Here is a 25,210-nt window from a genome sequence, read left to right on the forward strand (position 1 = left end):
GAATCAGCTGTCCGTCAACGGCACTGGGCGCACTGAAAGCCCTTTTACGATGCTGTCGGGCGGCACTTCGCGCACTACTACGGTACCCGCACCGACAACTGATCGCGCGCCGATGACAACGCCTTGAATAAGAGTCGCGCCGCTGCCGATAAAAGCCCCCTGGGCCACGACAACGCCACCACAGAGCACCGCACCAGGGGCGATATGGACATGCGCGGCGATGACGCAGTCATGATCCAGGCTCGCCCGGGTATTGATCACGCTATTCACGCCAATGCGCACATCTGGCTGAACGATGGCCCCGGCCATCACTTGCACACCCTGCCCCAGCTCGACAGATTCGTCGACCCATGCAGCCGGATGAATCAAAACAGGAAACGTAAAACCATCAGCGCACGCCTGTTCGTAGACACGTTGGCGCAGCCCACTGCCCACCAGCTGACCAATGCCGTTGACCAAGCCCACCGTGGACGAGTCAAGCGTCTTCAGGGCTTCATCGCCCCCTAACACAGGCACGTCTCGCCAATGACTCGCACCCGCCTTGGCCAGGGCCGGGTCACACACACCGAGCAACTCCCGGCCAGCGGCTTTGATCAGCGAAAATAGCACCTTCGCATGGCCGCCCGCGCCAAGCAGGACCAGCGGCATGTGTGCCTGCTTGCTCGGGCTCATTGTTCCAGGTTCTCACCCGCCGCGAAGGCTCGTTTGCTGGTACTCCCGACCAGCTCCCAAAGCACCGTAGGCGCCAATCCGCCGCCACTGCGGGCAGTGGTCAGGTCATCACGAGCAATTATGGCGCCGGCGGCGATGTCCCGTGCGGCCACGACCTGCTGGCGGGCAGCCTTGCGAGTGTCCCACTCGCTAGGCTGCGGCGCCTTGCAGGGGTCCCCGAGCGCTGTTTGCAGGGTGCGGATCTGGCTGACCATCAGTGCCAGTTCATCCGGCTCGAGCGACGCCTTGTGATCAGGGCCCGGCAAGCTGCGGTCGAGCGTGAAGTGTTTTTCGATGACGCTGGCCCCACGGGCTACCGCCGCAACCGGGATCAGGCACCCTTCGGTATGGTCCGAATAGCCGACCGCCAGGTCGAACGCCTTGAGGGTGTCCATGGCCAGCAGGTTCACCTCCTGCGCAGGGGTCGGATACTGCGATGTGCAATGCAGCAGGGTCACGTGGCCCTTGAGACGCAGGCGACTGGCTGGGTTGCTCCAGTTCTGCCAGACCTCATCCATGGTCGCTGGCTCAGACTCGCTGGTCAGCGCGTGGGCCACGATCGCCAGCCCTTGCTCGACTTCGCTCAGGGTCGCCATGCCCGTGGAAAGCACCAGCGGCTTGCCGGTCCTGGCGAACTGCCAGAGCAACGGGCCGTTGGTCAGCTCACCGGACGGCACCTTGAACAGCGGCAGGTCCATCTCGGTGAGGAACGCCAGGCTGCCGCTATCGAATGCGGTCGAGAGAAACTCCACGCCACGGCTGCGGGCGTAGGCCTGCAGCTCGTAGTGCCATTCGCGCGGCAGCTCGAGCTTCTTCAGCATCGCCAGCTGACTTTCACTGGCGTCGGTGCTGTGCTTCTGATACTTGGCCTTGGGTGCGCTGGTCGACGCCAGGCGCTGGGCATCGAAGGTCTGGAACTTGACGGCATCCGCGCCAGCCTGGGCAGCAGCATCGATCAACCGAAACGCCAGTTCACGCTCGCCGTTATGGTTGACGCCGGCCTCTGCAATGATGAAGACAGACGTGTCATCGGGTAATTTCATGATTCAACTCAAGTCGTGGAATGGCTTAACGGATTCAGGCTGGAACCGCTCGAGGACATTGACGATCTGGCTGGACGCATCTCCCGCCCCATACGGGTTGTCCACTTCGGCGCACAAGCGGCTGAACACCGGACTCAGGGCTTGGCGCAACGCCGCCTCTATCGCTTCGGTTTCTGCCGCACAATGCAGCACCGATTCAGCCGCCAGGCGGCCATCCTGACGGGCACCAATATTGACTGTCGGCACCTTGAATGACGGCACTTCGATGACGCCACTGGACGAGTTGCCCACCACAGCACTGGCAAGGCCCACGGCACTCAGGTAACGCTTGAAGCCCAGCGACGGGATTGCCAGCACGCGGCCAGGCGCTTGCTGGGCGTAGTCTTCGAGCAGAGGGATGATAGCCCGGCCACCGTTGTCGGCATTCGGATAGGTCAGAATGACGCTGTACTCAGGGAACCGGTCGAGGGCGTCGAGCAGTGCCTGAAAGCTCTCGCGGGGGCTCTCTTCACTCAGCGTCACCGGGTGATAGGTGACCAGTAGGAACGGCTTCGAGAGGTCGAAGCCAAGGCTTTGCGAAAGCTCATCGCGACTCATCAACGGGCTGCGCGCCAGGTGATCGAGGCCCACGGCACCGACATTGAAAACGCGCTGCGGCGCCTCGCCCAGTTGGATGACCCGCTGCCGATAGGGTTCGGTGGAGGTAAAGTGCAAATAGGACAACTTGCTGATCGCATGACGAATCGAGTCATCATAGGCACCTTCGGTGATCTCGCCGCCATGCAAGTGGGCAACCGGAATCCTCATGATCAGCGCTGACTGGACGATTGCCAACGCCTCGAAGCGATCGCCAAGTACCACCAGCACATCGGGACGCAGGCGATCGAGCGCATCGGCGAAGCCCAGCACCCCCAGCCCCATGGATTTGACGACGCCCACGTCGCTGTCGGATGACAGCAGCATCTCGACTTTGGCATCGATGGCAAAACCATCGTTTTCGATGGTTTGCCAAGTGTTGCCGAACTCTGGCGAAAGGTGCATGCCACTGACGATGACTTGCAGTTGCAGCAGGTCGCTGCTCTGAATGTCCTTCATCAGCCAATACAACAGCCCGTACTCGGCACGCGTCCCGGTAAATACAGCAACCTTGCGTTTCACGACAGCTGCTCCGGGAGCACGCTGCTGGGCAGGTTCACGACCCGCTCTTCGAGCCACAGGGCGTTGGGCAACGGGCCGCGCAGGCAGTGCGCGAAGGCTGGCAGGTGGGTCATCAGCTTCCAGATCGGGCGGGTCATCACGCCGGCCTGATTACTGGCCTCGAGCAGCGCATCGCGCTGCTGCAGATCAGTGCACAGCACCGCATTGAGCCAGTAGTTGGAGCGGCAGCCTTCGGGCTCGACGACAAAGGTCAGCGAGCTGTCCGACAGGAAAGCCTGATAGCGCGATGCCAACAACCGTTTCGATGCGATGAACGCCTCCAGACGCTCCAACTGTGCGCAGCCCAACGCCGCATTGAGGTTGGGCATGCGGTAGTTGAAGCCAACTTCGTCGTGCACGTACTCGAACGGATGGGGCTTCTTGGCGGTGGTGGTGATGTGCTTGGCCCGCACCCCCAGCGCTTCGCCGGTGAGCACCATGCCGCCGCCACCGGTGGTGATGACTTTGTTGCCGTTGAAGCTGAGGGTGCCGAGCAGACCGAACGTGCCGGTATGCCGGCCCTTGTACAGGCTGCCCAGTGACTCGGCGGCGTCCTCGACCAGGGCTAGGCCCCAGCGCGCACAAACGTCGACCAGTGCATCGAGCTCGACCGGATGACCAAAGGTGTGCATCGGCAGGCATGCGCGCAGCGGACGATCACCGGACTTGGTACGGCAGGTGCCGTCGCCATCAACCCGTGCGTTTTCCTCGAGCCAGGCCTCCAGGGCGACTGGAGACAACCCGAGGGTATGCCGATCTACGTCGATGAACACCGGCTCTGCACCGCAGTAGGCAATGGCGTTGCAGGTCGCGACGAAGGTCAGCGGCTGGGTGAGGATCAGGTCCCCGGGCTTGACGCCGGCGAGCAGCAGCGAAACATGCAGCGCCGCCGTACCGTTGACGGTCGCGATGGCCCGCGGCGAACCAGTGTAAGCGGCCATGTCCTGCTCGAATCGGTCCACGAAGGCACCGACGCTGGACACGAACGTCGAGTCTACCGTCTCGGCGACGTACTGCTTTTCATTGCCCCCGAACACAGGCGCGTGCAGCGGAATAAAGTCCTTTGTAGCGTATTGTTCACGAACAAAACCGATAAGCGCATCAAACATGGGGCACGCCTCAGACGTTGTAAAGATCGGCCTTGTACTTGGCCAGGTTTTCGGGACGAACGAACCAGTCGATCGTTTCCTGCAGTCCCTGGCGAATCGAATACGCTGGCTCGAAGCCGGTCAGCCCATGAATCTTGGTGTTGTCGCACCACAGTCGGAACACTTCCGACTTTTCTGGGCGCAGGCGCTGGTCATCGGTCAGGAAACGAACATCGCTGTTCATCAGTTCGCGAATCAGCTCAAGGGTATCGCCCACCGAAATTTCGAAGTTGGAGCCGATGTTGACAGTCTCACCGACAGCCTTGTCGCAGCGCGCCAGTTCGAGGAAGCCGCGGCAGGTATCCGCCACGAAGTTGAAGTCGCGGGTCGGTGAAACATCGCCGAGCTTGATCTCTTTCTTACCGCTGGCGATCTGCGTGATGATGGTCGGAATAACTGCCCGGGCGGACTGGCGAGGGCCATAGGTGTTGAACGGACGCGCAATGGTCAGCGGCAGGTCAAAGGCGTTGAAGAAACTCATGGCCATGGCATCGGCGCCGATTTTCGACGCGCTGTAAGGCGACTGCGGCTGGATCGGATGTTTCTCGTCGATCGGCACATATTGCGCCGTGCCATACACCTCACTGGTGGAGGTATGGATAACGCGCTGCACGCCGTTATCAAGGGCGGCCTGGCAAATATTCAGGGTGCCCTTGACGTTAGTATCCACATAGCTGTCCGGCGCGACATACGAATAAGGGATCGCGATCAGTGCGGCCAGGTGGAAGACCGCGTCGACGCCTTTAGTGATGTGTTTGCAATAATGCGGGTCACGCACATCACCATTAAGAACTTCAATCTGCTTGAGGCAATCAACGTCCTCGAGCCAGCCCCAATAGTTGAAAGAGTTATATTGGGACAGTGCCTTGACCTCGTACCCCTCACGAACAAGCAACTCCGTCAGGTGCGAGCCAATAAACCCATCCGCCCCAGTAACCAATACCTTCTTCATGTGCTGACCTTAATTCGTTTTAAAATACTGAAAACTGCCACCGCGGGACAGAGATCAGAAGAATGCAGCAGGGCCATGACAAACATGGCAATCGGCCTGTATCGACTGTCGCTCAGCGCGTGTCGAAAAGAGTTCAATCTACCGTCTTAACGACCTGGACACCAGCTTTGCCGGGCCCTTCCCCTCACCCACCCACAGCAGCCGTTTTACGCCACTCATCAATCGCCGCTGCCGCTAGCTGGAGCGTGCCAGCATCAGGAAACCGCGCATGCTGCCACACACATGGCAAAATACAAGCGCTTAGCCACATTGCATGCCATCCACCCTGAGAGCCGACCCCGAACCCGGAAGCCCGGAGTAGCATGACCTGACACTCAACCACGCACCTCAACCACGGCTTCCTTGATGACGTCGCAGGTTATCCCGCACACTGGCAAGGGTGGCGAACACAAAGCCCAGAACAACACCCAACATAAGGCCGAGCCCGATAATCAACAGCTTCTTCGGCTTGATCGGCGAATCGGGCGACTCCACTGCACCATCCTGGCGGTAGACCTGAACGGCCGACGGATCGATATCAAACTTGCGCAAGAGCAACAACTGCTCTTGGCGCTGGCGCAGGTTCACAATAAAAGCGTCATCAGATGTGCGAGAACGCAGTGTCTCAATTTCGGCTTCCAGCGCATTACTTCCCCGCATGTACGTCAGCGAGTCATCCATACCCGCCGACACTTCAGCCGACAACGAATTGGAAATGATCGGCGGCTTTTCAATATTCACCGCACGTGCAATAGTTAAGGCTTCCGTCAATTGAGCGATGCGGTCTTCGCGTTGTTTCCGGGCACTTTCACGGGCCATCGCAATTTGCTGATCCAGGTCATTGGCCATCATCAGGATGTCCGACTGCGCATCCTTGATGATCTCGCGTGTTGCCCGCTGCCCCGCCATCTCGATGTACCGCAGACTCAAGTCGACCGCCTGCTGCGGATCGGGCAAGGTCGTCATCACAAAGAACCGGTCTGGGGACTCCTTGCTCACAGGGCCCTGGACCAGCACTTCATGGAAACGCCGATAGAGCGCATCCTGCAAACCGGCGCGCTGCTCGACAGGCACACTCGGAATATAGAACTCACGGAAGAAGTCCCGGCGCAGCGCCTCCGACTGAAGGTTGCGCAGATACACGCCGTAGACCTCTTTGACGGTGTACACCGGCAGGCCGGATCGCTCACCACGTCCGTAGTTGAGCTGGGCAATAGCGTTTTGCGTGGGTGGCTGAACAAAAACCTTGGACTCATACAGCGGCGTAACTAGGTAGGCATACGCCACCGCCAGAATGGTCACGACCAAGGCCGTCACAACAACCAGTAACCTGTACCTCCAGACCCCTTCCGTCAACTCAAACAAGTCAATCTCGCCCGCACTGCGTAGGCGCTCACGTTCACTGTGCATTTATTCTGTTTTTCCTTAGGTCCGGATAACGTACAAAGCCACATCGGGAGACCTTGGACGGAAGCGAGTCAGACCCCACTCCGATCCCCACCCCGAAAGCGTAGCGACAATTCCAAAACCTGCACGCTAGCGCCCAAACTAAAGCATCAATTGCATGGTAGAGGGGGAAACGCTTCGTTTAGTTCCTCCCCGAATCCGCCGGGCGTAGGGGGACTACGTCGGAACCGTTATAGCCACCTGATGCCCGGGAAATGCCTGCGCGCTCAACGCCGCCGCCAACACCCGCTTCGCCCCGGTCTCCCCATGCACCAACACCACCCGCTTCGCCGGACTGTCCCCCCCCATCGCAAACCCCACCAACCCCGCCTGATCCGCATGCCACGAATACCCACCAAAGTCACCACCTTGGCCCGCAGCACATCCCGCCCCCCCCCACACATCAATCCCCACATCCCCCTGCACCCCTCACACGCCTGTGTCCGCGCCCCCCCGGCGCCCCCCTCACCTGGTACCCGACAAACAGCACCTCATGCCGCGGATCACCCAGCATGGCCTTGAGGTAATTAACGATCCGCCCACCCGAACACATGCCATTGCCGGCAATCACAATCGCTGGCCGGCCAGTACTCTTTAGATAATTGACCACTTGCTGGTGCTTGGCGTGGCTATCCACACACACCAACTGGGAAAAGCCAAGCGGCTTGCGCCCTTCGCTCAAGCGTAGTCGGGCTTCGTCATTCCAGTACTGATGCAGCTCCCGGTAGACCTGCGTCACGCGCTGAGCCAGCGGCGAGTCGAGGATGATCGGTAACTGCGCCCAGTCGACCTGATCATCGCAGGCTGCCGCGCCCGAGGTGTCGAGCAGGCCTTTAAGGTGAAGGACCTCTTCAATCTCATAGAGCAACTCTTGCGTACGACCGAGACTGAATGCGGGGATCAGGATCGTGCCCTGGTCAGCCAAGGCACGATCTATCGCTGCTTCCAGACGCTGGCGCCGGTCGCTGCGGTCAGGATGCAGGCGGTCGCCATAGGTGCTTTCGAGCACCAGCACATCGGCGCGCTCTGGCGGCTGGACTGGACACAGCAAGGGGCTGTGGGGCGCGCCGATATCGCCAGAGAACACCACACGTGTGCTGCACGATTGCGCAGGGGTACTGATGTCACACTCGACGTACGCTGAACCGAGCAGATGGCCGGCACGCTGCAGGCGGATGCGACATTGCAGGTGCCCTTGCTCGATCAGACTGTGCCACTGACCAAAGGCGATCGGCTCAACCAGACTTTTCAGCAGATGCAGAAAATGCGCTACCTGCGCGGGCTCGCTACTGATGCCGAGCTTGAAGGCATCTTCAAGAACCAGCGGGAGCAGCTTCGCGGAAGGCTCGCTACAGAAGATCGGGCCGCGAAAGCCTGCGGCCAGCAGTGCCGGAATGCGACCGACATGGTCGAGGTGCACATGGGTGATCACCAACGCCTGGATGCCGCTGACATCGAAGCCCAGCGCGGAAGAATCAGGGCGGGCATCGGCGCCTTGCTCAAGCCCGCAATCGATGAGCAGGCTGGTGGCGGAATCTAGGTGCAGCTGATGACAGGAACCCGTGACGCCGCGGGTGCCACCATTATGCGTGATAACGGGGAAAGTCATGCTGCTGAAGCCCTGCGCAGGGTTGAACACGAAGCGGGCTATTACTCCATTTTCTTCGCAGGATTCATATCAGCTATGTCCGCTAAAGCTGTAGGACGTTTCCTCAGCCCTCTGCCAAGGCCGCCTGACGTGCCGATGCACGAATCCTGCGCTTACTGCGCATGACGCCGTAGGCACCAAGCAATGGACCGAGGGCCAACCCCACCACCAAGGCGGCGAGTACTGGCAGTGCTACGGGCACTGCAGGGGCAGTCCAGCCGAACAATACCAGGGCGACGGTTTGCTGGTTCTCCAGCACGAAGAACATCACCACTGCTGCCAGCAGCAGGACGAACAACAGCGCCAGGGCGCGCTTGAGGTTACGCATCGGTCTGATCCTTTGATTGCACTCAGGCTTCGGTTTCGTGCTCTTCTTCGTTGACCCGGTCGCGCAATTCCTTGCCCGGCTTGAAGTGCGGCACGAACTTGCCTTCAAGGCTTACCGACTGGCCGGTCTTGGGGTTGCGACCTACGCGAGGTGCGCGATAGTGCAGCGAGAAGCTGCCAAAGCCGCGGATCTCGATGCGATCGCCCGTTGCCAGGCACTGGGCCATTTGCTCGAGCATGGTCTTGATGGCCAACTCGACGTCCTTGGACGAGAGTAAACCCTGATGGGTGACAATACGTTCGATCAGCTCCGACTTCGTCATGTTTTTCCCTTCGTTATCAAGCAGCTAGATCATTGCTTAACCAGTTTGTAGCACGCTCAGGGGGATTTGAACAGGGCGGTTCTTGACTTAATAAAAAAATTCAAGATTGGTGCGCGGGGAACTTTTTCGGTGCACCGGGTTGGGCAGCGCCGGGTAGAGGGGTTTGCACCAGTTGGGCTGAGACGCCGCGGGCAACTGCGCAACCCTCTGACAACAGGCGACAAATCGCAGGCAATAAAAAAGGGCGACCTAAGTCGCCCTTTTTCTACCGATCAAGCAGAACTTAGTTCTGTTTGGCCATTGCTTCGCGCAGCAGCGCAGCCATGGTGGTGTCGGCAGCAGCTGCCTCAGGAGCCTGTTTCAGGCTCTGGATAGCTTCACGCTCTTCAGCATCGTCTTTCGATTTGATCGACAGGCTGATAACGCGCGACTTACGGTCAACGCTGATGATCTTGGCTTCGATCTCTTCGCCTTCCTTCAGAACGTTACGCGCGTCTTCAACGCGGTCACGGCTGATTTCGGAAGCTTTCAGAGTAGCTTCGATGTCGTCGGCCAAGGTGATGATGGCGCCTTTGGCGTCAACTTCTTTGACGATACCCTTGACGATTGCACCCTTGTCGTTGACAGCAACGAAGTTGGAGAACGGATCGTCTTCCAGCTGCTTGATGCCCAGCGAGATGCGCTCGCGCTCTGGATCAACCGACAGGATGACAGTTTCCAGCTCGTCGCCCTTCTTGAAACGACGTACGGCTTCTTCGCCGGTTTCGTTCCAGGAGATGTCGGACAGGTGAACCAGACCGTCGATGCCGCCGTCCAGGCCGATGAAGATACCGAAGTCGGTGATCGACTTGATGGTACCGGTGATCTTGTCACCCTTGTTGAACTGGCCGGAGAAGTCTTCCCATGGGTTGGACTTGCACTGTTTGATGCCCAGGGAGATACGACGACGCTCTTCGTCGATGTCCAGAACCATAACTTCCACTTCGTCGCCAACCTGAACGACTTTCGACGGGTGGATGTTTTTGTTGGTCCAGTCCATTTCGGAAACGTGTACCAGACCTTCAACGCCTTCTTCCAGCTCAGCGAAGCAGCCGTAGTCGGTCAGGTTGGTAACGCGAGCTTGTACGCGAGTACCTTCTGGGTAACGAGCAGTGATAGCTACCCACGGATCTTCGCCCATCTGCTTCAGACCCAGCGAAACGCGGTTGCGCTCACGGTCGAACTTCAGGACGCGAACATCAACTTCGTCACCAACGTTGACGATTTCCGACGGGTGCTTGATACGCTTCCAAGCCATGTCGGTGATGTGCAGCAGGCCGTCGATGCCGCCCAGATCCACGAATGCGCCGTAGTCGGTGAGGTTCTTGACGATACCTTTGACTTGCTGGCCTTCTTGCAGAGTTTCGAGCAGAGCTTCACGCTCGGCGCTGTTCTCGGCTTCGAGGACGCTGCGACGCGAAACAACGACGTTGTTGCGCTTCTGGTCCAGCTTGATGACCTTGAATTCCAGCTCTTTGCCTTCGAGGTGGGTGGTGTCGCGCACTGGGCGGACATCAACCAACGAACCTGGCAGGAACGCACGGATACCGTTAACGTCGACAGTGAAGCCGCCTTTAACCTTACCGTTGATAACGCCCTTGACAACTTCTTCGGCAGCGAAAGCAGCTTCCAGAACAATCCAGCACTCGGCGCGCTTGGCTTTTTCACGGGACAGCTTGGTTTCGCCAAAGCCGTCTTCGACCGCGTCCAGCGCAACGTGAACTTCGTCACCGACCTTGATGGTCAGCTCGCCAGCTTCGTTGTAGAACTGCTCGAGCGGGATGACGCCCTCGGACTTCAGGCCAGCGTGTACGGTAACCCAGTCGCCGTCGATGTCGACAACGATACCGGTGATGATCGCACCCGGCTGAAGATTGAGGGTTTTCAGGCTTTCTTCAAAGAGTTCTGCAAAGCTTTCGCTCATTTTAATTCCTGTAGATTTGGGCGAAGAAGACGCCCCTAACCACACTCCAGACAATGTGGGTTTCGTTATTTAAAGGAAAACCGGCAAGACGTTGACTGGTGCCCCTGCCTGCTTTCCTGATCATCAGGCGATACCGCGCAGGGCGATCTCGCTTTTGATGCGTTGCAACACCTGCTCGATGGACAACTCGGTAGAGTCCAGCTGAATCGCGTCGGCCGCCGGTTTAAGCGGGGCCACCGCACGCTGGGTATCGCGCTCATCGCGCGCACTAATCTCATCTAGCAGACTCGCCAGCCTAACATCGTCGCCTTTCGCTTTCAACTGCAAATAACGACGACGCGCCCGCTCCTCGGCGCTGGCGGTCAAAAACACTTTCAACGGCGCGTCCGGGAACACCACAGTGCCCATGTCGCGGCCGTCTGCGATCAGCCCCGGAGCCTCCTGAAACGCGCGCTGGCGCTGCAGCAGGGCATCGCGCACCGCGGGCAGCGAGGCCACCATCGAGGCGCCGGCGCCGACTGCTTCGGTACGGATGTCGAGGCTGACGTCGTCACCTTCGAGCATGATGCGCTGCAGCTTACCCTCCTCGGCCGGGTAGAACTGCACATCCAGATGAGCGGCCAGCTTGGTCAGCAGCTCTTCGTTGGTCAGGTCGACGCCATGGTTGCGCGCGCTGAAGGCGAGCAACCGGTACAGCGCGCCGGAATCGAGCAGGCGCCAGCCGAGCTCACGTGCCAGCAGCCCGGCTACAGTGCCTTTGCCCGACCCGCTCGGGCCGTCGATGGTAATGACCGGGGCCTGGGCGTTCACGACTTGGCCTCTTCGGCCACACGAATGCCGACTTCGGCGCACAGCGCGAGGAAGTTCGGGAACGAGGTGGCAACGTTGGCGCAGTCATGGATACGCACCGGCGCAGTGGCCCGCAGCGAGGCGATGCTGAAAGCCATGGCGATACGGTGGTCGCCGTGGCCGTGCACTTCGCCACCGCCAATCGGGCCGCCGTCGATGATGATCCCGTCCGGGGTCGGTTCGCACTTCACGCCCAGGGTGATCAGGCCGTCGGCCATTACCTGGATGCGGTCGGATTCCTTCACTCGCAGTTCTTCCGCGCCACGCAGGATGGTCCGGCCTTCGGCGCAAGCCGCGGCGACGAACAGCACCGGGAACTCGTCGATAGCCAGTGGTACCAGCTCTTCCGGGATCTCGATGCCTTTGAGCTTGGCGCCACGCACACGCAGGTCGGCTACCGGCTCGCCACCGACTTCACGCTGGTTCTCCAGAGTGATATTGCCGCCCATCAGGCGCAGGATGTCGATGACACCAGTGCGGGTCGGGTTGATGCCGACGTGCTCAAGCAGCAGGTCGGAGCCTTCGGCGATCGACGCGGCAACCAGGAAGAACGCAGCAGACGAGATATCTGCCGGCACTTCGATACGGGTTGCGGTGAGTTTGCCACCCGCTTGCAGCGAAGCGACCGGGCCGTTGGACTCGACCGCATAGCCAAAGCCGCGCAGCATGCGCTCGGTGTGGTCGCGGGTTGGCGCAGGCTCGGTGACGGTGGTCACGCCTTCGGCATACAGGCCGGCCAGCAGCAGGCAGGATTTGACCTGGGCACTGGCCATTGGCAGCGTGTAGTTGAGTGCCTTGAGTTTTTGCCCGCCACGAATGGTCAGTGGTGGCCGGCCATCGGCGCCGGTTTCGACCACTGCGCCCATTTCCCGCAGCGGGTTGGCGACACGGCCCATCGGCCGCTTCGACAGCGAAGCATCGCCAGTCATGGTCACGTCGAACGGCTGGCCGGCGAGCAGGCCCGACAGCAGGCGCATCGAGGTGCCGGAGTTGCCGACGTAGATCGGCCCGGGCGGAGCTTTCAGGCCGTGCAGGCCGACACCGTGAATGGTGACCTTGCCATGGTTGGGGCCTTCGATGACCACACCCATGTCGCGGAAGGCCTGCAAGGTCGCCAGAGCGTCCTCGCCTTCAAGGAAGCCTTCGACTTCAGTGGTGCCTTCGGCCAGCGAGCCGAGCATGATCGAGCGATGGGAAATCGACTTGTCGCCTGGAACGCGGATCCGTCCGGACACGCGGCCACCAGGTTGGGCCAGGAAAATCAGATCGTTGGCGTTCATAGCGTCCACATAGGCCCGGCGGGCCAGGATTTTACTGAAATGCTCGCGGGCAACCCGTGCGCGGGTAAATACCCCCAGCAGCTGGTGCCCATCCCCTGCATCGACCGCGTCGCGCAAGGCGTCGAGGTCGCTGCGAAATGTATCTAGCGTGCGCAGCACCGCCTCGCGGTTGGCGAGGAAGATGTCATGCCACATGATCGGGTCGCTGCCGGCGATTCTTGTGAAATCGCGAAAGCCCCCTGCAGCGTACCGGAAGATTTCGAGGTTTTCATTGCGCTTGGCCAGCGAATCGACCAAGCCGAAGGCCAGCAGGTGCGGCAGGTGACTGGTAGCCGCCAGCACTTCGTCGTGACGCTCGACCGTCATGTGTTCGACATCGGCGCCCAATGCGCGCCACAGGCGGTCGACCATGGCCAGTGCGGCAGGGTCGGTTTCAGCCAGTGGCGTAAGAATGACTTTATGCCGGCGGAACAGCGCGGCGTTGGAGGCCTCTACCCCGCTCTGCTCGGAGCCGGCAATCGGGTGGCCGGGAACGAAGCGCGGCAGATTGCTGCTGAACACTTCGCGGGCAGCACGGACCACGTTGCACTTGGCGCTGCCGACGTCGGTGACGATGGCATTGCCAAGGTCGAGCCTGGCCAGCACGGCGAGCAGTTTTTCCATGGCCAGGATCGGCACGGCGAGCTGAATCACGTCGGCGCCGATGCAGGCGCTGGCGAGGTCTTCTTCGCAGCGATCGACTACACCGAGAGCGACAGCCTGCTTGCGCGACGGGGCATCGAGATCGACGCCGACGACTTCGCGGCACAGGCCGCTTTCACGCAGGCCCTTGGCGAACGAGCCGCCGATTAGGCCGAGGCCGACCACGACCAGGCGGCCGATAATCGGCGCGGATTTGTTTGCTACCACATCAACCACGAGTGCGAACCCTGTTCAGAACGGCAGCATGTGCCGGATCAAACCATGCTGATCGATTGCCGCACCGGGGCCGCTGCGCGACCCTTCGCGGGCAAGCCCGCTCCCACAGGGTTTTGCGTCGATCACCCGTGCGGGCTTGATACAAATCCTGTGGGAGCGGGCTTGCCCGCGAAGGGCCGCGCAGCGGCCCCAGTAGCGCAGAGACCAGCTTCAACCTCAGAGTACCGCCTTCGGATACGAGCCCAGCACTTTCAGCGCAACGGCTTCCTGGCTGATCTGCTCCAGCACCGCCTTGATCAGCGGATCCCGATGATGGCCGACAAAGTCGATGAAGAACACGTAGGTCCACTTGCCGCTACGCGAAGGACGCGTTTCGATCCGGGTCAGGTCGATGCCGTTGTCGTGGAACGGCACCAGCAGCTCGTGCAGCGCGCCCGGCTTGTTGCTCATCGACACAATGATCGAAGTCTTGTCGTCGCCGGTCGGCGGCACTTCCTGGCTGCCGATCATGAGGAAGCGCGTGGAGTTGTCCGGGCGGTCTTCGATTTTCTCGGCAATACGCGTCAGGCCATACAGGTTGGCTGCCATATCGCCGGCAATCGCCGCCGAGTTCCATTCACCCTTGACCCGCTTGGCCGCTTCGGCGTTGCTCGACACCGCCACCCGTTCAACATTCGGGTAATGCGCATCGAGCCACTTGCGGCACTGGGCCAGCGACTGGGCGTGGGAATAGATGCGGGTGATGCTGTCGGTTTTGGTGCTCTCGCCCACCAGCAGGTGATGGTGAATGCGCAGCTCGACTTCGCCGCAGATAACCATGTCGTGCTCGAGGAAACTGTCGAGGGTGTGGCTGACCGCACCTTCGGTGGAGTTTTCCACCGGCACCACGCCAAAGTTGACCGCACCGGCGGCCACTTCACGGAACACTTCGTCGATCGCCGCCATTGGCCGGCTGATCACCGCGTGGCCGAAGTGCTTCATCGCTGCAGCCTGGGTGAAGGTACCTTCAGGGCCGAGGTAGGCGACCTTCAGCGGCTGCTCCAGGGCCAGGCACGAAGACATGATTTCGCGGAACAAACGCGCCATCTCTTCGTTGCCCAGTGGGCCGCCGTTGCGCTCCATGACGCGCTTGAGCACGGCAGCTTCCCGCTCGGGACGGTAGAACACCGGCGTCTCGCCTTCGGCCAGGTTGGCCATCTTGACCCGGGCCACTTCCTGGGCGCAGCGGGCGCGCTCGCTGATCAGCTCGAGGATCTTCTCGTCGAGGCTATCGATGCGTACACGCAGGGCTTTGAGTTCGTGCTCGACCATCAGGCGTGCTCCTTCTCGAATTCAGCCATGTAGCTGACCAGAGCTTCAACGGCGTCCTGACCCAGGGCGTTGTAGATCGATGCGCGCATGCCGCCCACCGAGCGATGGCCCTTGAGGTTGAGCAGGCCGCGGGCGTCAGCACCGGCGAGGAAAGCTTTGTCCAGGCGCTCGTCAGCCAGGCGGAACGGCACGTTCATCCACGAACGGGCGTTGACGCTGATCGGGTTGCTGTAGAAATCGCTGGAGTCGATGAAGCCGTACAGGCGATCTTTTTTCGCCCGGTTGCGCGCTTCCATGGCTTCGACACCGCCCTGCTCCTTGAGCCACTCGAAGACCAGCCCCGAGAGGTACCAGGAATAGGTCGCCGGCGTGTTGTACATCGAGCCGTTATCGGCCGAAACCTTGTAGTCGAGCATGGTCGGGCAGCTGCTGCGGGCGCGACCGAGCAGGTCTTCACGCACGATCACCACAACCAGGCCGCTTGGGCCGATGTTCTTCTGCGCGCCGGCGTAGATCAGGCCGAACTGGGACACGTCGGTCGGGCGCGAGAGGATGTCCGAAGACATGTCGACCACCAGCGGTACGTCACCGGTCTGCGGCACCCAGTCGAACTGCAGGCCGCCAATGGTTTCGTTGGACGCGTAGTGGACGTAAGCGGCGTCCTTGCTCAGGGTCCAGTCGTTCTGGCCGGGGATAGCGAGGTAATCGTAGGGCTTGGCGCTGGCAGCAATGTTGACGTTGCCAAAGCGACGCGCTTCTTCGATGGCCTTTTTCGACCAGATGCCGGTCTCGATGTAGTCCGCGGTGCCGTTTTCCGGCAGCAGGTTCAGCGGGATCTCGGCAAATTGCTGGCTGGCGCCACCTTGCAGAAACAGCACTTTGTAATTGGAGGGGACGGACAGCAGGTCACGCAGGTCCTGCTCGGCCTTTTCGGCAATGGCCACGTAGTCATCGCTGCGATGGCTCATTTCCATCACCGACAGACCTTTGCCATTCCAGTCCAGCATTTCCGCCTGGGCGCGCTGCAGGACTGCTTCAGGAAGCGCAGCAGGGCCTGCGCAGAAGTTAAAGGCTCGTTTGCTCACATCCACTCTCGCTCTGCTCTGGTCAGTAAGCGGGGCGACCATGGCCGCCCCGCTCGGGTTGTTGCGCTGTTTATTCCTGCGGCGCCTCTTCGGCGGCGCCGGCGTCATCAGCTGCCGCCTCTACCGCATCGAGTTCGACGCCCTCTGCGCCCTCCTCGCCTTCGAGCAACTCCTCGAGGTCTTCGGATGGCTCCTGGATCCGCTCAAGGCCCACCAGGGTCTCGTCGCTGGCCAGTTTGATCAGGGTCACGCCCTGGGTGTTACGACCCAGGCTGGAGACTTCGCCAACGCGGGTGCGCACCAGCGTGCCCTGGTCGGAGATGAGCATGATCTCTTCACCTTCCTGCACCTGGATCGCGCCGATCAGCAGGCCGTTACGGCCCTTGGTGCCCATGGCGATCACGCCCTGACCACCACGACCGCGCCGTGGGAACTTGGACAGCGGGGTACGCTTGCCGAAGCCACGCTCGGAGGCGGTAAGGATCTGCGCACCGGACTCGGGGATCAGCATCGAGATGATACGCTGGCCTTTGCCCAGCTTCATGCCGCGCACACCGCGAGCGGTACGGCCCATTTCACGCACGACGCTTTCAGCGAAGCGGATGACCTTGCCGGCGTCGGAGAACATCATGACTTCCTTGGCGCCATCGGTGATGGCGGCGGCAATCAGGGTGTCGCCTTCTTTCAGCTTCAGCGCAATCAGGCCGCTGGTACGTGGACGCGCAAACTGCGCCAACGGGGTCTTCTTGACGGTACCGGACGCCGTCGCCATGAAGATGTAGGCACCGGTAGGCTCTGCAGCCCACTCGGCAGTGTCGCCGTCTTCTTCGTCGACTTCTTCGGCTTCGACCAGCTCACCCTCAAGCACGGTGTCGTCGCCATCCTCCAGCTCTTCATCGACATCGGCGCTCTGCTGCAGTGCCTCGAGGTCGATCTGCAGCATGGCGGTAATGCGTTCGCCGTCTTCCAGCGGCAGCAGGTTGACCAGCGGACGGCCACGGGCAGCGCGCGAGGCTTCCGGGATGTCGTAGGTTTTCAGCCAGTAGACCTTGCCCTTGCTGGAGAACAGCAACAGCGTGGCGTGGCTGTTGGCAACCAGCAGGTGTTCGATGTAGTCCTCGTCCTTGACGCCGGACGCCGACTTGCCTTTGCCGCCACGGCGCTGGGCCTGGTACGCAGTCAACGGCTGGGTCTTGGCGTAGCCGCCGTGGGAGATGGTCACCACGCGCTCTTCTTCCGGGATCATGTCGCCGTAGCTGAGGTCGTGACGGGCATCGAGGATCTCGGTGCGGCGCACGTCGCCGTATTCGGCACGGATCGCTTCGAGCTCTTCGCGGATCACTTCCATCAGGCGCTCGGCGCTGCTGAGGATGCGGATCAGCTCGCCGATCTGCTCGAGAATCTCTTGGTACTCGGCCAGCAGCTTTTCGTGCTCGAGGCCGGTCAGGCGGTGCAGACGCAGGTCAAGAATGGCCTGGGCCTGCTCTGGCGACAGGAAGTACTTGCCATCGCGCATGCCGTACTGGGCATCGAGGTTTTCCGGGCGGCACGAGTCGGCGCCTGCGCGCTCGACCATGACCTGCACCGCGCTCGATTCCCACGGCATCGCAACCAGGGCTTCCTTGGCTTCGGATGGGGTCGGCGAGGCCTTGATCAGGGCGATGACCGGGTCGATGTTGGACAGTGCGACAGCCTGGCCTTCAAGGATGTGGCCACGTTCACGGGCCTTGCGCAGCTCGAATACGGTACGACGGGTCACCACTTCACGGCGGTGACGGACGAACGCTTCGAGCAGGTCCTTGAGGTTGAGCAGGCGCGGTCGACCGTCGATCAAGGCGACGATGTTGATACCGAACACGCTCTGCAGCTGAGTCTGCTGGTAGAGGTTGTTGAGGACGACCTCAGGCACCTCGCCGCGACGCAGCTCGATGACCACGCGCATACCGTCCTTGTCGGACTCGTCGCGCAGCTCGGTGATGCCTTCGAGCTTCTTCTCTTTGACCAGCTCGGCGATCTTCTCGATCAGGCGAGCCTTGTTCAGCTGGTACGGCAGCTCGGTGATGACGATCTGCTGACGGCCACCGACCTTGTCGATGTCTTCGACCTCAGAGCGGGCGCGCATATAGATGCGGCCACGACCGGTGCGATAGGCCTCGATGATGCCGGAGCGGCCGTTGATCAGGCCGGCAGTCGGGAAGTCCGGACCAGGGATGAACTGCATCAGCTCATCGATGGTGACTTCAGGATTGTCGATCAGCGCCAGGCAGCCGTCGATCACTTCGCCGAGGTTGTGCGGCGGGATGTTGGTCGCCATGCCCACGGCGATGCCGCTGGAGCCGTTGACCAGCAGGTTGGGGATGCGCGTTGGCATTACCGCCGGGATCAGCTCGGTGCCGTCGTAGTTGGGTACCCAGTCGACGGTTTCTTTGTGCAGGTCAGCCAGCAGCTCGTGTGCCAGCTTGGACATGCGCACTTCTGTGTATCGCATTGCCGCAGCGTTGTCGCCGTCGACCGAACCGAAGTTGCCCTGGCCGTCGACCAGCAGGTAGCGCAGCGAGAATGGCTGGGCCATACGCACGATGGTGTCGTAGACCGCAGTGTCGCCGTGCGGGTGGTACTTACCGATAACGTCACCGACCACACGGGCGGACTTCTTGTACGGTTTGTTCCAGTCGTTGCCCAACTCGCTCATCGCAAACAGAACGCGGCGATGCACGGGCTTCAAGCCGTCACGCGCATCGGGCAGTGCACGCCCGACAATCACGCTCATCGCGTAGTCGAGGTAAGACTGTCTCAGTTCGTCTTCGATATTGACCGGGAGGATTTCTTTGGCCAGTTCGCCCATGAGAAGCCTGATTCCTTTTTCTGGTGAAACCTCGTCCAAGTCCCCAGAGGACGAACGAAGCTCGTCGCCGCAGCGCACAGTGGTGCGACGACTTACGACAAATCAATAGGTTGTGCCTTGGATCTGCGCAATGAAGACCGCATAAACGGGCGGCCTTGGAAACTGCCGGATGGTACCACAAAAATGCATCAGGCTTAAGCCTCAAGCTGCAACAAGAAGCGGCGCTGCCAAGCAATGGCCGCTTTGCCCCGACAGCTGCGTCCTGCGCGGCGCGGTGGCGCTCAATGCAGGCGCTTGCGGCACATCAGCTGGGCGATCTTGGCGGTGTCTGGGCGCTCTACCACGCCTTTTTCGGTCACGATCACGTCAACCAGGTCAGCCGGAGTCACGTCGAACACTGAATTGAACACCTCGACCTGTGCGGCAACCCGATTGCCGGCAACGTCCAGCAGCTCGTCTGCTTCGCGCTCTTCCAGCGGGATATCGTCACCGGTTGCCAGGTTCAGGTCGATGCTGGTGCTTGGCGCCACCACCATGAAGCGCACGCCATGGTGCATGGCCGCTACCGCCAGTTGGTAAGTGCCGATCTTGGCCGCGACATCGCCGTTGGCAGCGATGCAGTCAGCACCCACCACGACCCAGGTGATGCCCTTGACCTTCATCAGGTGCGCCATCGCCGAGTCAGCGCAGAGGGTGACCGGCACGCCTTCCTGCGCCAGTTCCCAGGCGGTCAGGCGCGAGCCTTGCAGCCAAGGCCGGGTCTCGCCGACGTAAATCCGCTCGACCATGCCCTCAAGGTAAGCTGCACGCAGCACGCCCAGCGCGGTACCGAAGCCCCCGCTGCCCAGCGCACCGGCATTGCCGTGGGTCAGCATGGTCTGCTCATTGCCTTGCTGGCGGCGGATCAGCTCGATGCCGTACTGGGCCATGGTCAGGTTGGCTTCGCGGTCGCTGTCGTGGATGGCGATGGCCTCGGCCTCCATGGCCGCCAGCAGGTTTTCATTGGGGCGCAGGCGCTGCAAGCGATCACGCATGCGGTTGAGCGCCGAGAACAGGTTGGCCGCGGTGGGCCGCGCCTCGGCCAGATCGAGAAAGTCTTCTTCGATCGACTCTTCCCAGTCGCCCTTCTCGGCAAGCCGGGCACGCAGCGCCAGGACCAACCCATAAGCGGCGCTGATGCCAATGGCCGGCGCACCGCGCACCGCCATCGAGCGGATCGCGCTCACTACCTGAGACACGTCGGTACAGGCCAGCCAGCGCTCTTGCGCTGGCAGCAGACGCTGGTCGAGCAGATGCAGGGTGCCGTCACGCCACTGAATGCCGGTCACCTTCTCTGCCGCCAAAAGTCGCTCGCGCATCGCCTCTCCCCGTGCTTTGCTGATCAAAAGCCGGCGATTATAGCGAGCCTCAGCCGCGGGCGCTCGGGTATACTGCGCGATCCGCCCAAACCCTTCAGGTAGCTGCCGCATGCCGACCTCCGTAGCCCCCCTCGACCTGCTCCTGGTGCCGACCTGGCTGGTGCCTGTGGAGCCAGCCGGAGTGGTACTCGAAGGGCACGCGCTGGGCCTGCGCGACGGTTTGATCGCCTGGCTCGGCCCGCGCGAGCGCGCGCCGGCGGCGCTGCAGGTGCGCGAGTTGCCCGACTGCCTGCTGTGCCCAGGCCTGATCAACGCCCACGGCCACGCCGCCATGAGCCTGTTCCGCGGCCTGGCCGACGACTTGCCGCTAATGACCTGGCTGCGTGAGCACATCTGGCCGGCCGAGGGCCGCTGGGTCGATCCGGGCTTTGTCCGCGACGGTACCGACCTGGCCATCGCCGAACAGCTCAAGGGCGGCATAACCTGCTTTGCCGACATGTACTTCTATCCGCGCGAAGCCTGCGAGCAAGTCGAGCAGAGCGGCATTCGCGCCCAGGTGGCGGTGCCGCTGCTGGACTTCCCGATACCCGGTGCAGCGACTGCGGACGACGCCCTGCATCAGGCCATCGAGCTGTTTGGCGAGTTGCGCCACCACCCGCGCATCACCATAGCCCTCGGCCCCCACGCGCCGTATACGGTCGGTGACGAAACGCTGGAGAAGATCCGCGTGATTGCCGATCAGCTCGATGCGCCGCTGCACATGCACATCCACGAGACCGCCAGCGAAGTCGAGCAGGCCGTTGCCGAGCACGGCGAACGGCCGTTGGCTCGGCTGGCGCGGCTTGGCCTGCTGGGGCCGAGCCTGCAGGCGGTGCACATGACCCAGATCAGCGACGACGACCTGGCCCTGCTGGTAGAAAGCAACACCAGCGTGATCCACTGCCCGGAATCCAACCTGAAACTGGCCAGCGGCTTCTGCCCGGTTGAGCGTTTGTGGCAGGCCGGGGTCAATGTCGCTATAGGCACCGATGGCGCGGCCAGCAACAACGACCTCGACCTGCTCGGCGAAACCCGCACCGCCGCCCTGCTGGCGAAAGCGGTGGCCGGCTCGGCGTCGGCACTGGACGGCCATCGGGCCTTGCGCATGGCGACCCTTAATGGCGCCCGCGCCCTGGGTCTGGACACACAGATCGGCTCGCTGGAACTGGGCAAGGCCGCCGACCTGGTGGCGTTCGACTTGTCTGGCCTGGCCCAGCAGCCGGTGCACGACCCTGTGTCACAATTGATCTATGCCACCAGCCGCGACTGCGCGCGGCATGTCTGGGTTGCCGGCGAGCAGTTGCTCGAAGAGCGCCGCCTGACCCGCATGGACGAGGCAGCACTGACCGCCATGGCCCGCGCCTGGGGCGCGCGCATCGCAGGCAAGGAATGACCACGCGTCAGCTGCGGCTGGCGCTTAGTGACACCTTTTATTCAAGTTTCAGAGGATCTGTTCAATGAGCAACGTCGACCACGCCGAAATCGCCAAGTTCGAGGCCCTCGCCCACCGTTGGTGGGACCGCGAAAGCGAGTTCAAGCCCCTGCATGACATCAACCCGCTGCGGGTCAACTGGATTGACGAGCGCGTCAGTCTGGCCGGCAAGAAAGTCCTCGATGTCGGCTGCGGCGGTGGCATCCTCAGCGAAGCGATGGCGCAACGCGGTGCCACCGTGACCGGCATCGATATGGGCGAAGCGCCGCTGGCGGTAGCCCGCTTGCACCAGCTCGAGTCGGGCGTCGAGGTCGAGTACCGGCAGATCACCGCTGAGGCCCTGGCTGAAGAAATGCCCGAGCAGTTCGACGTGGTCACCTGTCTTGAGATGCTTGAGCACGTGCCTGACCCATCGTCGGTGATCCGCGCCTGCTACCGCATGGTCAAGCCGGGTGGCCAGGTGTTCTTCTCGACCATCAACCGCAACCCCAAGGCCTACCTGCTGGCGATCATCGGCGCCGAGTACATCCTCAAGATGCTGCCGCGCGGCACTCATGACTTCAAGAAATTCATCCGCCCGTCCGAGCTGGGCGCCTGGAGCCGGGTTGCCGGGCTTGAAGTCAAAGACATCATCGGCCTGACCTACAACCCGCTGACCAAGCACTACAAGCTGAGCAGCGACGTCGACGTCAACTACATGATCCAGACCCTGCGCGAGGTGTGAGCATGCGTTTGCGAGCAGTACTTTTCGACATGGACGGCACGCTGCTGGACACCGCGCCTGACTTCATCGCCATCTGCCAGGCGATGCTCGCCGAGCGCGGCATGGCGCCGATCGCCGACAAGCTGATCCGCGACGAGATCTCCGGCGGCGCGCGGGCGATGGTTGCCGCGACCTTTGCCATGAACCCTGAAGACGAAGGCTTCGAGGCATTGCGCCTGGAGTTTCTCGAGCGCTACCAGCGTGACTGTGCAGTGCACAGCAAGCTGTTCGAGGGCATGCCCGAGCTGCTCGACGATATCGAAAAAGGCGGCCTGATCTGGGGCGTGGTGACCAACAAGCCAGTGCGCTTCGCCGAGCCGATCATGCAGCGCCTGGGCCTGGCCGAGCGCTCTGCGTTGTTGATCTGCCCGGATCATGTCAAGAACAGCAAGCCTGACCCCGAGCCACTGATTCTGGCCTGCAAGACCCTGGATCTGGACCCGGCCAGCGTGCTGTTCGTCGGTGACGACCTGCGTGATATCGAGTCTGGGCGCGACGCCGGGACCCGTACCGCAGCAGTGCGCTATGGCTATATTCATCCGCAGGACAACCCCAACAACTGGGGTGCAGACGTGGTGGTGGACCACCCGTTGGAGCTGCGCAAGGTGCTCGACAGCGCGCTGTGCGGCTGCTGATCAATCGCTGAGGGCGCGCCCGCCGCGCCCTGGCTTGCAAAGGATAGACCTATGTTCGATTACACCGCCCGCCCCGGCCTGCTCGCTGGCCGAGTGATCATGGTGACTGGCGCCGGCCGCGGCATTGGCGCTGCGGCGGCTAAGGCCTACGCCGCGCTGGGCGCGACCGTGTTGCTGCTGGGCAAGACCGAAGCCAACCTCAATGAGGTCTATGACGAGATCGAAGCCGCTGGCCACCCGCAACCGGTGGTGATCCCGTTCAACCTGGAAACTGCCTTGGCGCACCAGTATGACGAGCTGGCAGTAATGATCGAGAACGACTTCGGTCGGCTTGACGGGCTGCTCAACAACGCTTCGATCATTGGCCCGCGCACGCCGGTGGAGCAACTCTCGGGCGACAATTTCATGCGCGTGATGCACATCAACGTGAATGCCACGTTCATGCTTACCAGCACCCTGTTGCCGCTGCTGAAGTTGTCCGAGGATGCGTCGGTGGTGTTCACCTCCAGTAGTGTCGGGCGCAAGGGCCGGGCTTACTGGGGTGCCTATGGGGTGTCGAAGTTTGCCACCGAGGGCTTGATGCAGACCCTGGCCGACGAGCTGGAAGGCGTGGCACCGGTGCGTTCCAACAGCATCAACCCGGGCGCGACCCGCACTGCCATGCGTGCGGCGGCGTATCCGAGCGAGAATCCGCAGGACAATCCGTTGCCTGAAGAAATCATGCCGGTTTACGTGTATTTGATGGGGCCGGACAGCAAGGCGGTGAATGGGCAAGCGTTCAACGCCCAGTAAAGGTAGCCCAGTCGTAACGCGGCCCCTTGTAGGAGCGGCCTTGTGTCGCGAAAGGGGCGCGCAGCGGCCCCTTGTAGGAGCGGCCTTGTGTCGCGAAAGGGGCGCGCAGCGGCCCCTTGTAGGAGCGGCCTTGTGTCGCGAAAGGGGCGCGCAGCGGCCCCTTGTAGGAGCGGCCTTGTGTCGCGAAAGGGGCGCGCAGCGGCCCCAGCATTTTGTGGTGCTGCACAAATCCTGGGGCCGCTGCGCGCCCCTTTCGCGACACAAGGCCGCTCCTACAGGGGACAGCGCACGTAGGTAATGGCGGTCCTGTACCGTGATCAACCGGCTGCCAAGCCCAGCCGCGTACGCCCAGCCTGACGCTGCTCCAGCTGCATGCAGCGCTCGAGGAACAGGTACATGCAGTCGTAGCTCTTGCATACCGCCTTGCGCAACTCGGCGCGCAGCAACGGCGTCGGGCTCTCCCCCACCAGTGTGCAGATGATCTCCAGCGCCTCCCAAGGGTGCGCATCGTCATACTGGGCATGCATCTTCAGCCACTTCATGGCGCGCTTGCGGGTCTCTTCCGGGAAGCCCTCGGCATACGCACCATCCGCACAGACCACCGCCGACCATTCGCCGGTAGCGCCTTCAATCGCATAGTTGGTGGCCGCCATGGCAATCGCCAGCGACTCGGTCGAGCACACCCGCCAGCACCAGTCATTCAAGCCATTAAGTTCGGCTGGCACGTCCTGCGCCTGCAGATCGCCCAAGGTCACGCCGTGGGCATGGCACCAGTGCACCCAGTAATCAGCATGGTTGAGTTCGACGCGGATATTGCGCATCAGCCAGCGCCGGGCCATGTCCTCACCAGGGTGGCGGGCAAAGCGGGTCTTGGTCAGATTGTGCGCCATGTACAGGGAAAACTGCTCAACCACTGGCCAGCCACCAATCAGGTACTGGCGAATGGTCGCTTGACGCAGTTGACCATCGCGCAGGCGCTGGTAGAACTCGTGCTCGACTACCCGACGCTTGCTCTCGCGGCAGTCTTCGATCATTTGTTGCGCCCACAGCGGGTAGCTGGCGGGATCCATCAGCGGCCCAATCCGAACGAATGCGTCACTCACTGT

20 protein-coding genes and 1 pseudogene are annotated in these 25,210 nt (G+C 61.7%); 4 read left to right on the top strand and 17 right to left on the bottom strand.

The window, feature by feature from the left end:
• Nucleotides 1-3 precede the first annotated feature (3 nt).
• From CXQ80_RS17425 to mtnA, 16 genes and pseudogenes are all read right to left on the bottom strand, one after another.
• Complete coding sequence (locus CXQ80_RS17425) at nucleotides 4-648, bottom strand: acetyltransferase (protein WP_256585589.1); 645 nt, start codon at nucleotides 646-648, stop codon at nucleotides 4-6.
• Nucleotides 649-668: 20 nt separating this feature from the next.
• Entirely contained in the window at nucleotides 669-1,754 is a 1,086-nt protein-coding gene (neuB, locus tag CXQ80_RS17430) for an N-acetylneuraminate synthase (RefSeq protein ID WP_101321643.1), read from the bottom strand.
• A gap of 3 nt (nucleotides 1,755-1,757) precedes the next feature.
• Nucleotides 1,758-2,912, bottom strand: coding sequence for a UDP-N-acetylglucosamine 2-epimerase (neuC, locus tag CXQ80_RS17435; RefSeq protein WP_101321644.1), 1,155 nt, complete (start codon nucleotides 2,910-2,912; stop codon nucleotides 1,758-1,760).
• The gene (locus tag CXQ80_RS17440) at nucleotides 2,909-4,060 is read right to left on the bottom strand and encodes a LegC family aminotransferase (protein WP_101321645.1); all 1,152 of its coding nucleotides are present in this window, start codon (nucleotides 4,058-4,060) and stop codon (nucleotides 2,909-2,911) included. Before CXQ80_RS17440 ends, neuC begins: the two co-directional genes overlap by 4 nt.
• 10 nt (nucleotides 4,061-4,070) lie before the next feature.
• A complete protein-coding gene (locus CXQ80_RS17445; protein WP_101321646.1) occupies nucleotides 4,071-5,051 on the bottom strand; it encodes an NAD-dependent 4,6-dehydratase LegB in 981 nt (326 codons plus the stop codon).
• Nucleotides 5,052-5,438: 387 nt separating this feature from the next.
• Nucleotides 5,439-6,500, bottom strand: a complete 1,062-nt coding sequence (locus CXQ80_RS17450) for an LPS O-antigen chain length determinant protein WzzB (RefSeq protein WP_101321647.1) — start codon at nucleotides 6,498-6,500, stop codon at nucleotides 5,439-5,441.
• Between the two features lie 213 nt (nucleotides 6,501-6,713).
• A pseudogene (locus tag CXQ80_RS17455) lies at nucleotides 6,714-8,145 on the bottom strand (MBL fold metallo-hydrolase).
• A gap of 103 nt (nucleotides 8,146-8,248) precedes the next feature.
• Entirely contained in the window at nucleotides 8,249-8,512 is a 264-nt protein-coding gene (locus CXQ80_RS17460) for a LapA family protein (RefSeq protein ID WP_101321648.1), read from the bottom strand.
• Nucleotides 8,513-8,534: 22 nt separating this feature from the next.
• Nucleotides 8,535-8,834 (bottom strand): integration host factor subunit beta, encoded by a 300-nt coding sequence (gene ihfB, locus CXQ80_RS17465; RefSeq protein ID WP_101321649.1) that lies wholly within the window; start codon nucleotides 8,832-8,834, stop codon nucleotides 8,535-8,537.
• Nucleotides 8,835-9,117: 283 nt separating this feature from the next.
• Entirely contained in the window at nucleotides 9,118-10,797 is a 1,680-nt protein-coding gene (rpsA, locus tag CXQ80_RS17470) for a 30S ribosomal protein S1 (RefSeq protein ID WP_101321650.1), read from the bottom strand.
• A gap of 123 nt (nucleotides 10,798-10,920) precedes the next feature.
• A complete protein-coding gene (cmk, locus tag CXQ80_RS17475; RefSeq protein WP_101321651.1) occupies nucleotides 10,921-11,607 on the bottom strand; it encodes a (d)CMP kinase in 687 nt (228 codons plus the stop codon).
• Nucleotides 11,604-13,811: a bifunctional prephenate dehydrogenase/3-phosphoshikimate 1-carboxyvinyltransferase gene (locus tag CXQ80_RS17480; RefSeq protein ID WP_256585781.1), complete on the bottom strand. Its 2,208-nt coding sequence runs from the start codon at nucleotides 13,809-13,811 to the stop codon at nucleotides 11,604-11,606. Before CXQ80_RS17480 ends, cmk begins: the two co-directional genes overlap by 4 nt.
• Before the next feature lie 249 nt (nucleotides 13,812-14,060).
• Nucleotides 14,061-15,155, bottom strand: a complete 1,095-nt coding sequence (gene pheA / locus CXQ80_RS17485; protein ID WP_101321653.1) for a prephenate dehydratase — start codon at nucleotides 15,153-15,155, stop codon at nucleotides 14,061-14,063.
• Nucleotides 15,155-16,240, bottom strand: coding sequence for a 3-phosphoserine/phosphohydroxythreonine transaminase (gene serC / locus CXQ80_RS17490; RefSeq protein ID WP_101323087.1), 1,086 nt, complete (start codon nucleotides 16,238-16,240; stop codon nucleotides 15,155-15,157). Before serC ends, pheA begins: the two co-directional genes overlap by 1 nt.
• A gap of 70 nt (nucleotides 16,241-16,310) precedes the next feature.
• Nucleotides 16,311-19,085 carry a DNA gyrase subunit A gene (gene gyrA, locus CXQ80_RS17495; protein WP_101321654.1) on the bottom strand — a complete coding sequence of 925 codons (2,775 nt, stop codon included), beginning with the start codon at nucleotides 19,083-19,085 and terminating at the stop codon, nucleotides 16,311-16,313.
• A gap of 281 nt (nucleotides 19,086-19,366) precedes the next feature.
• A complete protein-coding gene (mtnA, locus tag CXQ80_RS17500; protein ID WP_101321655.1) occupies nucleotides 19,367-20,443 on the bottom strand; it encodes an S-methyl-5-thioribose-1-phosphate isomerase in 1,077 nt (358 codons plus the stop codon).
• A 109-nt stretch (nucleotides 20,444-20,552) separates the two neighbouring features.
• Here mtnA and CXQ80_RS17505 point away from each other — a divergent pair, with 109 nt between their 5' ends.
• The 4 genes from CXQ80_RS17505 (at nucleotide 20,553) to CXQ80_RS17520 (ending at nucleotide 24,104) form a co-directional block, all read left to right on the top strand.
• Complete coding sequence (locus CXQ80_RS17505) at nucleotides 20,553-21,875, top strand: TRZ/ATZ family hydrolase (protein ID WP_101321656.1); 1,323 nt, start codon at nucleotides 20,553-20,555, stop codon at nucleotides 21,873-21,875.
• 64 nt (nucleotides 21,876-21,939) lie between these two features.
• On the top strand, nucleotides 21,940-22,638 hold the full coding sequence (gene ubiG / locus CXQ80_RS17510; protein ID WP_101321657.1) for a bifunctional 2-polyprenyl-6-hydroxyphenol methylase/3-demethylubiquinol 3-O-methyltransferase UbiG: 699 nt from the start codon (nucleotides 21,940-21,942) through the stop codon (nucleotides 22,636-22,638).
• A 2-nt stretch (nucleotides 22,639-22,640) separates the two neighbouring features.
• Nucleotides 22,641-23,312 (top strand): N-acetylmuramic acid 6-phosphate phosphatase MupP, encoded by a 672-nt coding sequence (gene mupP / locus CXQ80_RS17515; RefSeq protein WP_101321658.1) that lies wholly within the window; start codon nucleotides 22,641-22,643, stop codon nucleotides 23,310-23,312.
• A 51-nt stretch (nucleotides 23,313-23,363) separates the two neighbouring features.
• Complete coding sequence (locus tag CXQ80_RS17520) at nucleotides 23,364-24,104, top strand: YciK family oxidoreductase (protein WP_101321659.1); 741 nt, start codon at nucleotides 23,364-23,366, stop codon at nucleotides 24,102-24,104.
• A 317-nt stretch (nucleotides 24,105-24,421) separates the two neighbouring features.
• Here the strand turns inward: CXQ80_RS17520 and CXQ80_RS17525 are convergent, their stop codons facing one another.
• Nucleotides 24,422-25,207: a TenA family transcriptional regulator gene (locus tag CXQ80_RS17525; protein WP_101321660.1), complete on the bottom strand. Its 786-nt coding sequence runs from the start codon at nucleotides 25,205-25,207 to the stop codon at nucleotides 24,422-24,424.
• Between the last annotated feature and the right edge of the window lie 3 nt (nucleotides 25,208-25,210).

This window comes from Pseudomonas sp. 02C 26, from assembly GCF_002843585.1.
In the GTDB taxonomy this organism is placed as follows: domain Bacteria; phylum Pseudomonadota; class Gammaproteobacteria; order Pseudomonadales; family Pseudomonadaceae; genus Aquipseudomonas; species Aquipseudomonas shirazensis.

What these genes read in the sequence shown, in the direction of transcription:
- CXQ80_RS17425 (WP_256585589.1), bottom strand. Translation starts at nt 648, where the DNA reads ATGCCGCTGGTCCTGCTTGGCGCGGGCGGCCATGCGAAGGTGCTATTT.
- neuB (WP_101321643.1), bottom strand. Translation starts at nt 1,754, where the DNA reads ATGAAATTACCCGATGACACGTCTGTCTTCATCATTGCAGAGGCCGGC.
- CXQ80_RS17440 (WP_101321645.1), bottom strand. Translation starts at nt 4,060, where the DNA reads ATGTTTGATGCGCTTATCGGTTTTGTTCGTGAACAATACGCTACAAAG.
- CXQ80_RS17445 (WP_101321646.1), bottom strand. Translation starts at nt 5,051, where the DNA reads ATGAAGAAGGTATTGGTTACTGGGGCGGATGGGTTTATTGGCTCGCAC.
- CXQ80_RS17450 (WP_101321647.1), bottom strand. Translation starts at nt 6,500, where the DNA reads ATGCACAGTGAACGTGAGCGCCTACGCAGTGCGGGCGAGATTGACTTG.
- CXQ80_RS17460 (WP_101321648.1), bottom strand. Translation starts at nt 8,512, where the DNA reads ATGCGTAACCTCAAGCGCGCCCTGGCGCTGTTGTTCGTCCTGCTGCTG.
- ihfB (WP_101321649.1), bottom strand. Translation starts at nt 8,834, where the DNA reads ATGACGAAGTCGGAGCTGATCGAACGTATTGTCACCCATCAGGGTTTA.
- rpsA (WP_101321650.1), bottom strand. Translation starts at nt 10,797, where the DNA reads ATGAGCGAAAGCTTTGCAGAACTCTTTGAAGAAAGCCTGAAAACCCTC.
- pheA (WP_101321653.1), bottom strand. Translation starts at nt 15,155, where the DNA reads ATGGTCGAGCACGAACTCAAAGCCCTGCGTGTACGCATCGATAGCCTC.
- gyrA (WP_101321654.1), bottom strand. Translation starts at nt 19,085, where the DNA reads ATGGGCGAACTGGCCAAAGAAATCCTCCCGGTCAATATCGAAGACGAA.
- mtnA (WP_101321655.1), bottom strand. Translation starts at nt 20,443, where the DNA reads ATGCGCGAGCGACTTTTGGCGGCAGAGAAGGTGACCGGCATTCAGTGG.
- CXQ80_RS17505 (WP_101321656.1), top strand. Translation starts at nt 20,553, where the DNA reads ATGCCGACCTCCGTAGCCCCCCTCGACCTGCTCCTGGTGCCGACCTGG.
- ubiG (WP_101321657.1), top strand. Translation starts at nt 21,940, where the DNA reads ATGAGCAACGTCGACCACGCCGAAATCGCCAAGTTCGAGGCCCTCGCC.
- mupP (WP_101321658.1), top strand. Translation starts at nt 22,641, where the DNA reads ATGCGTTTGCGAGCAGTACTTTTCGACATGGACGGCACGCTGCTGGAC.
- CXQ80_RS17520 (WP_101321659.1), top strand. Translation starts at nt 23,364, where the DNA reads ATGTTCGATTACACCGCCCGCCCCGGCCTGCTCGCTGGCCGAGTGATC.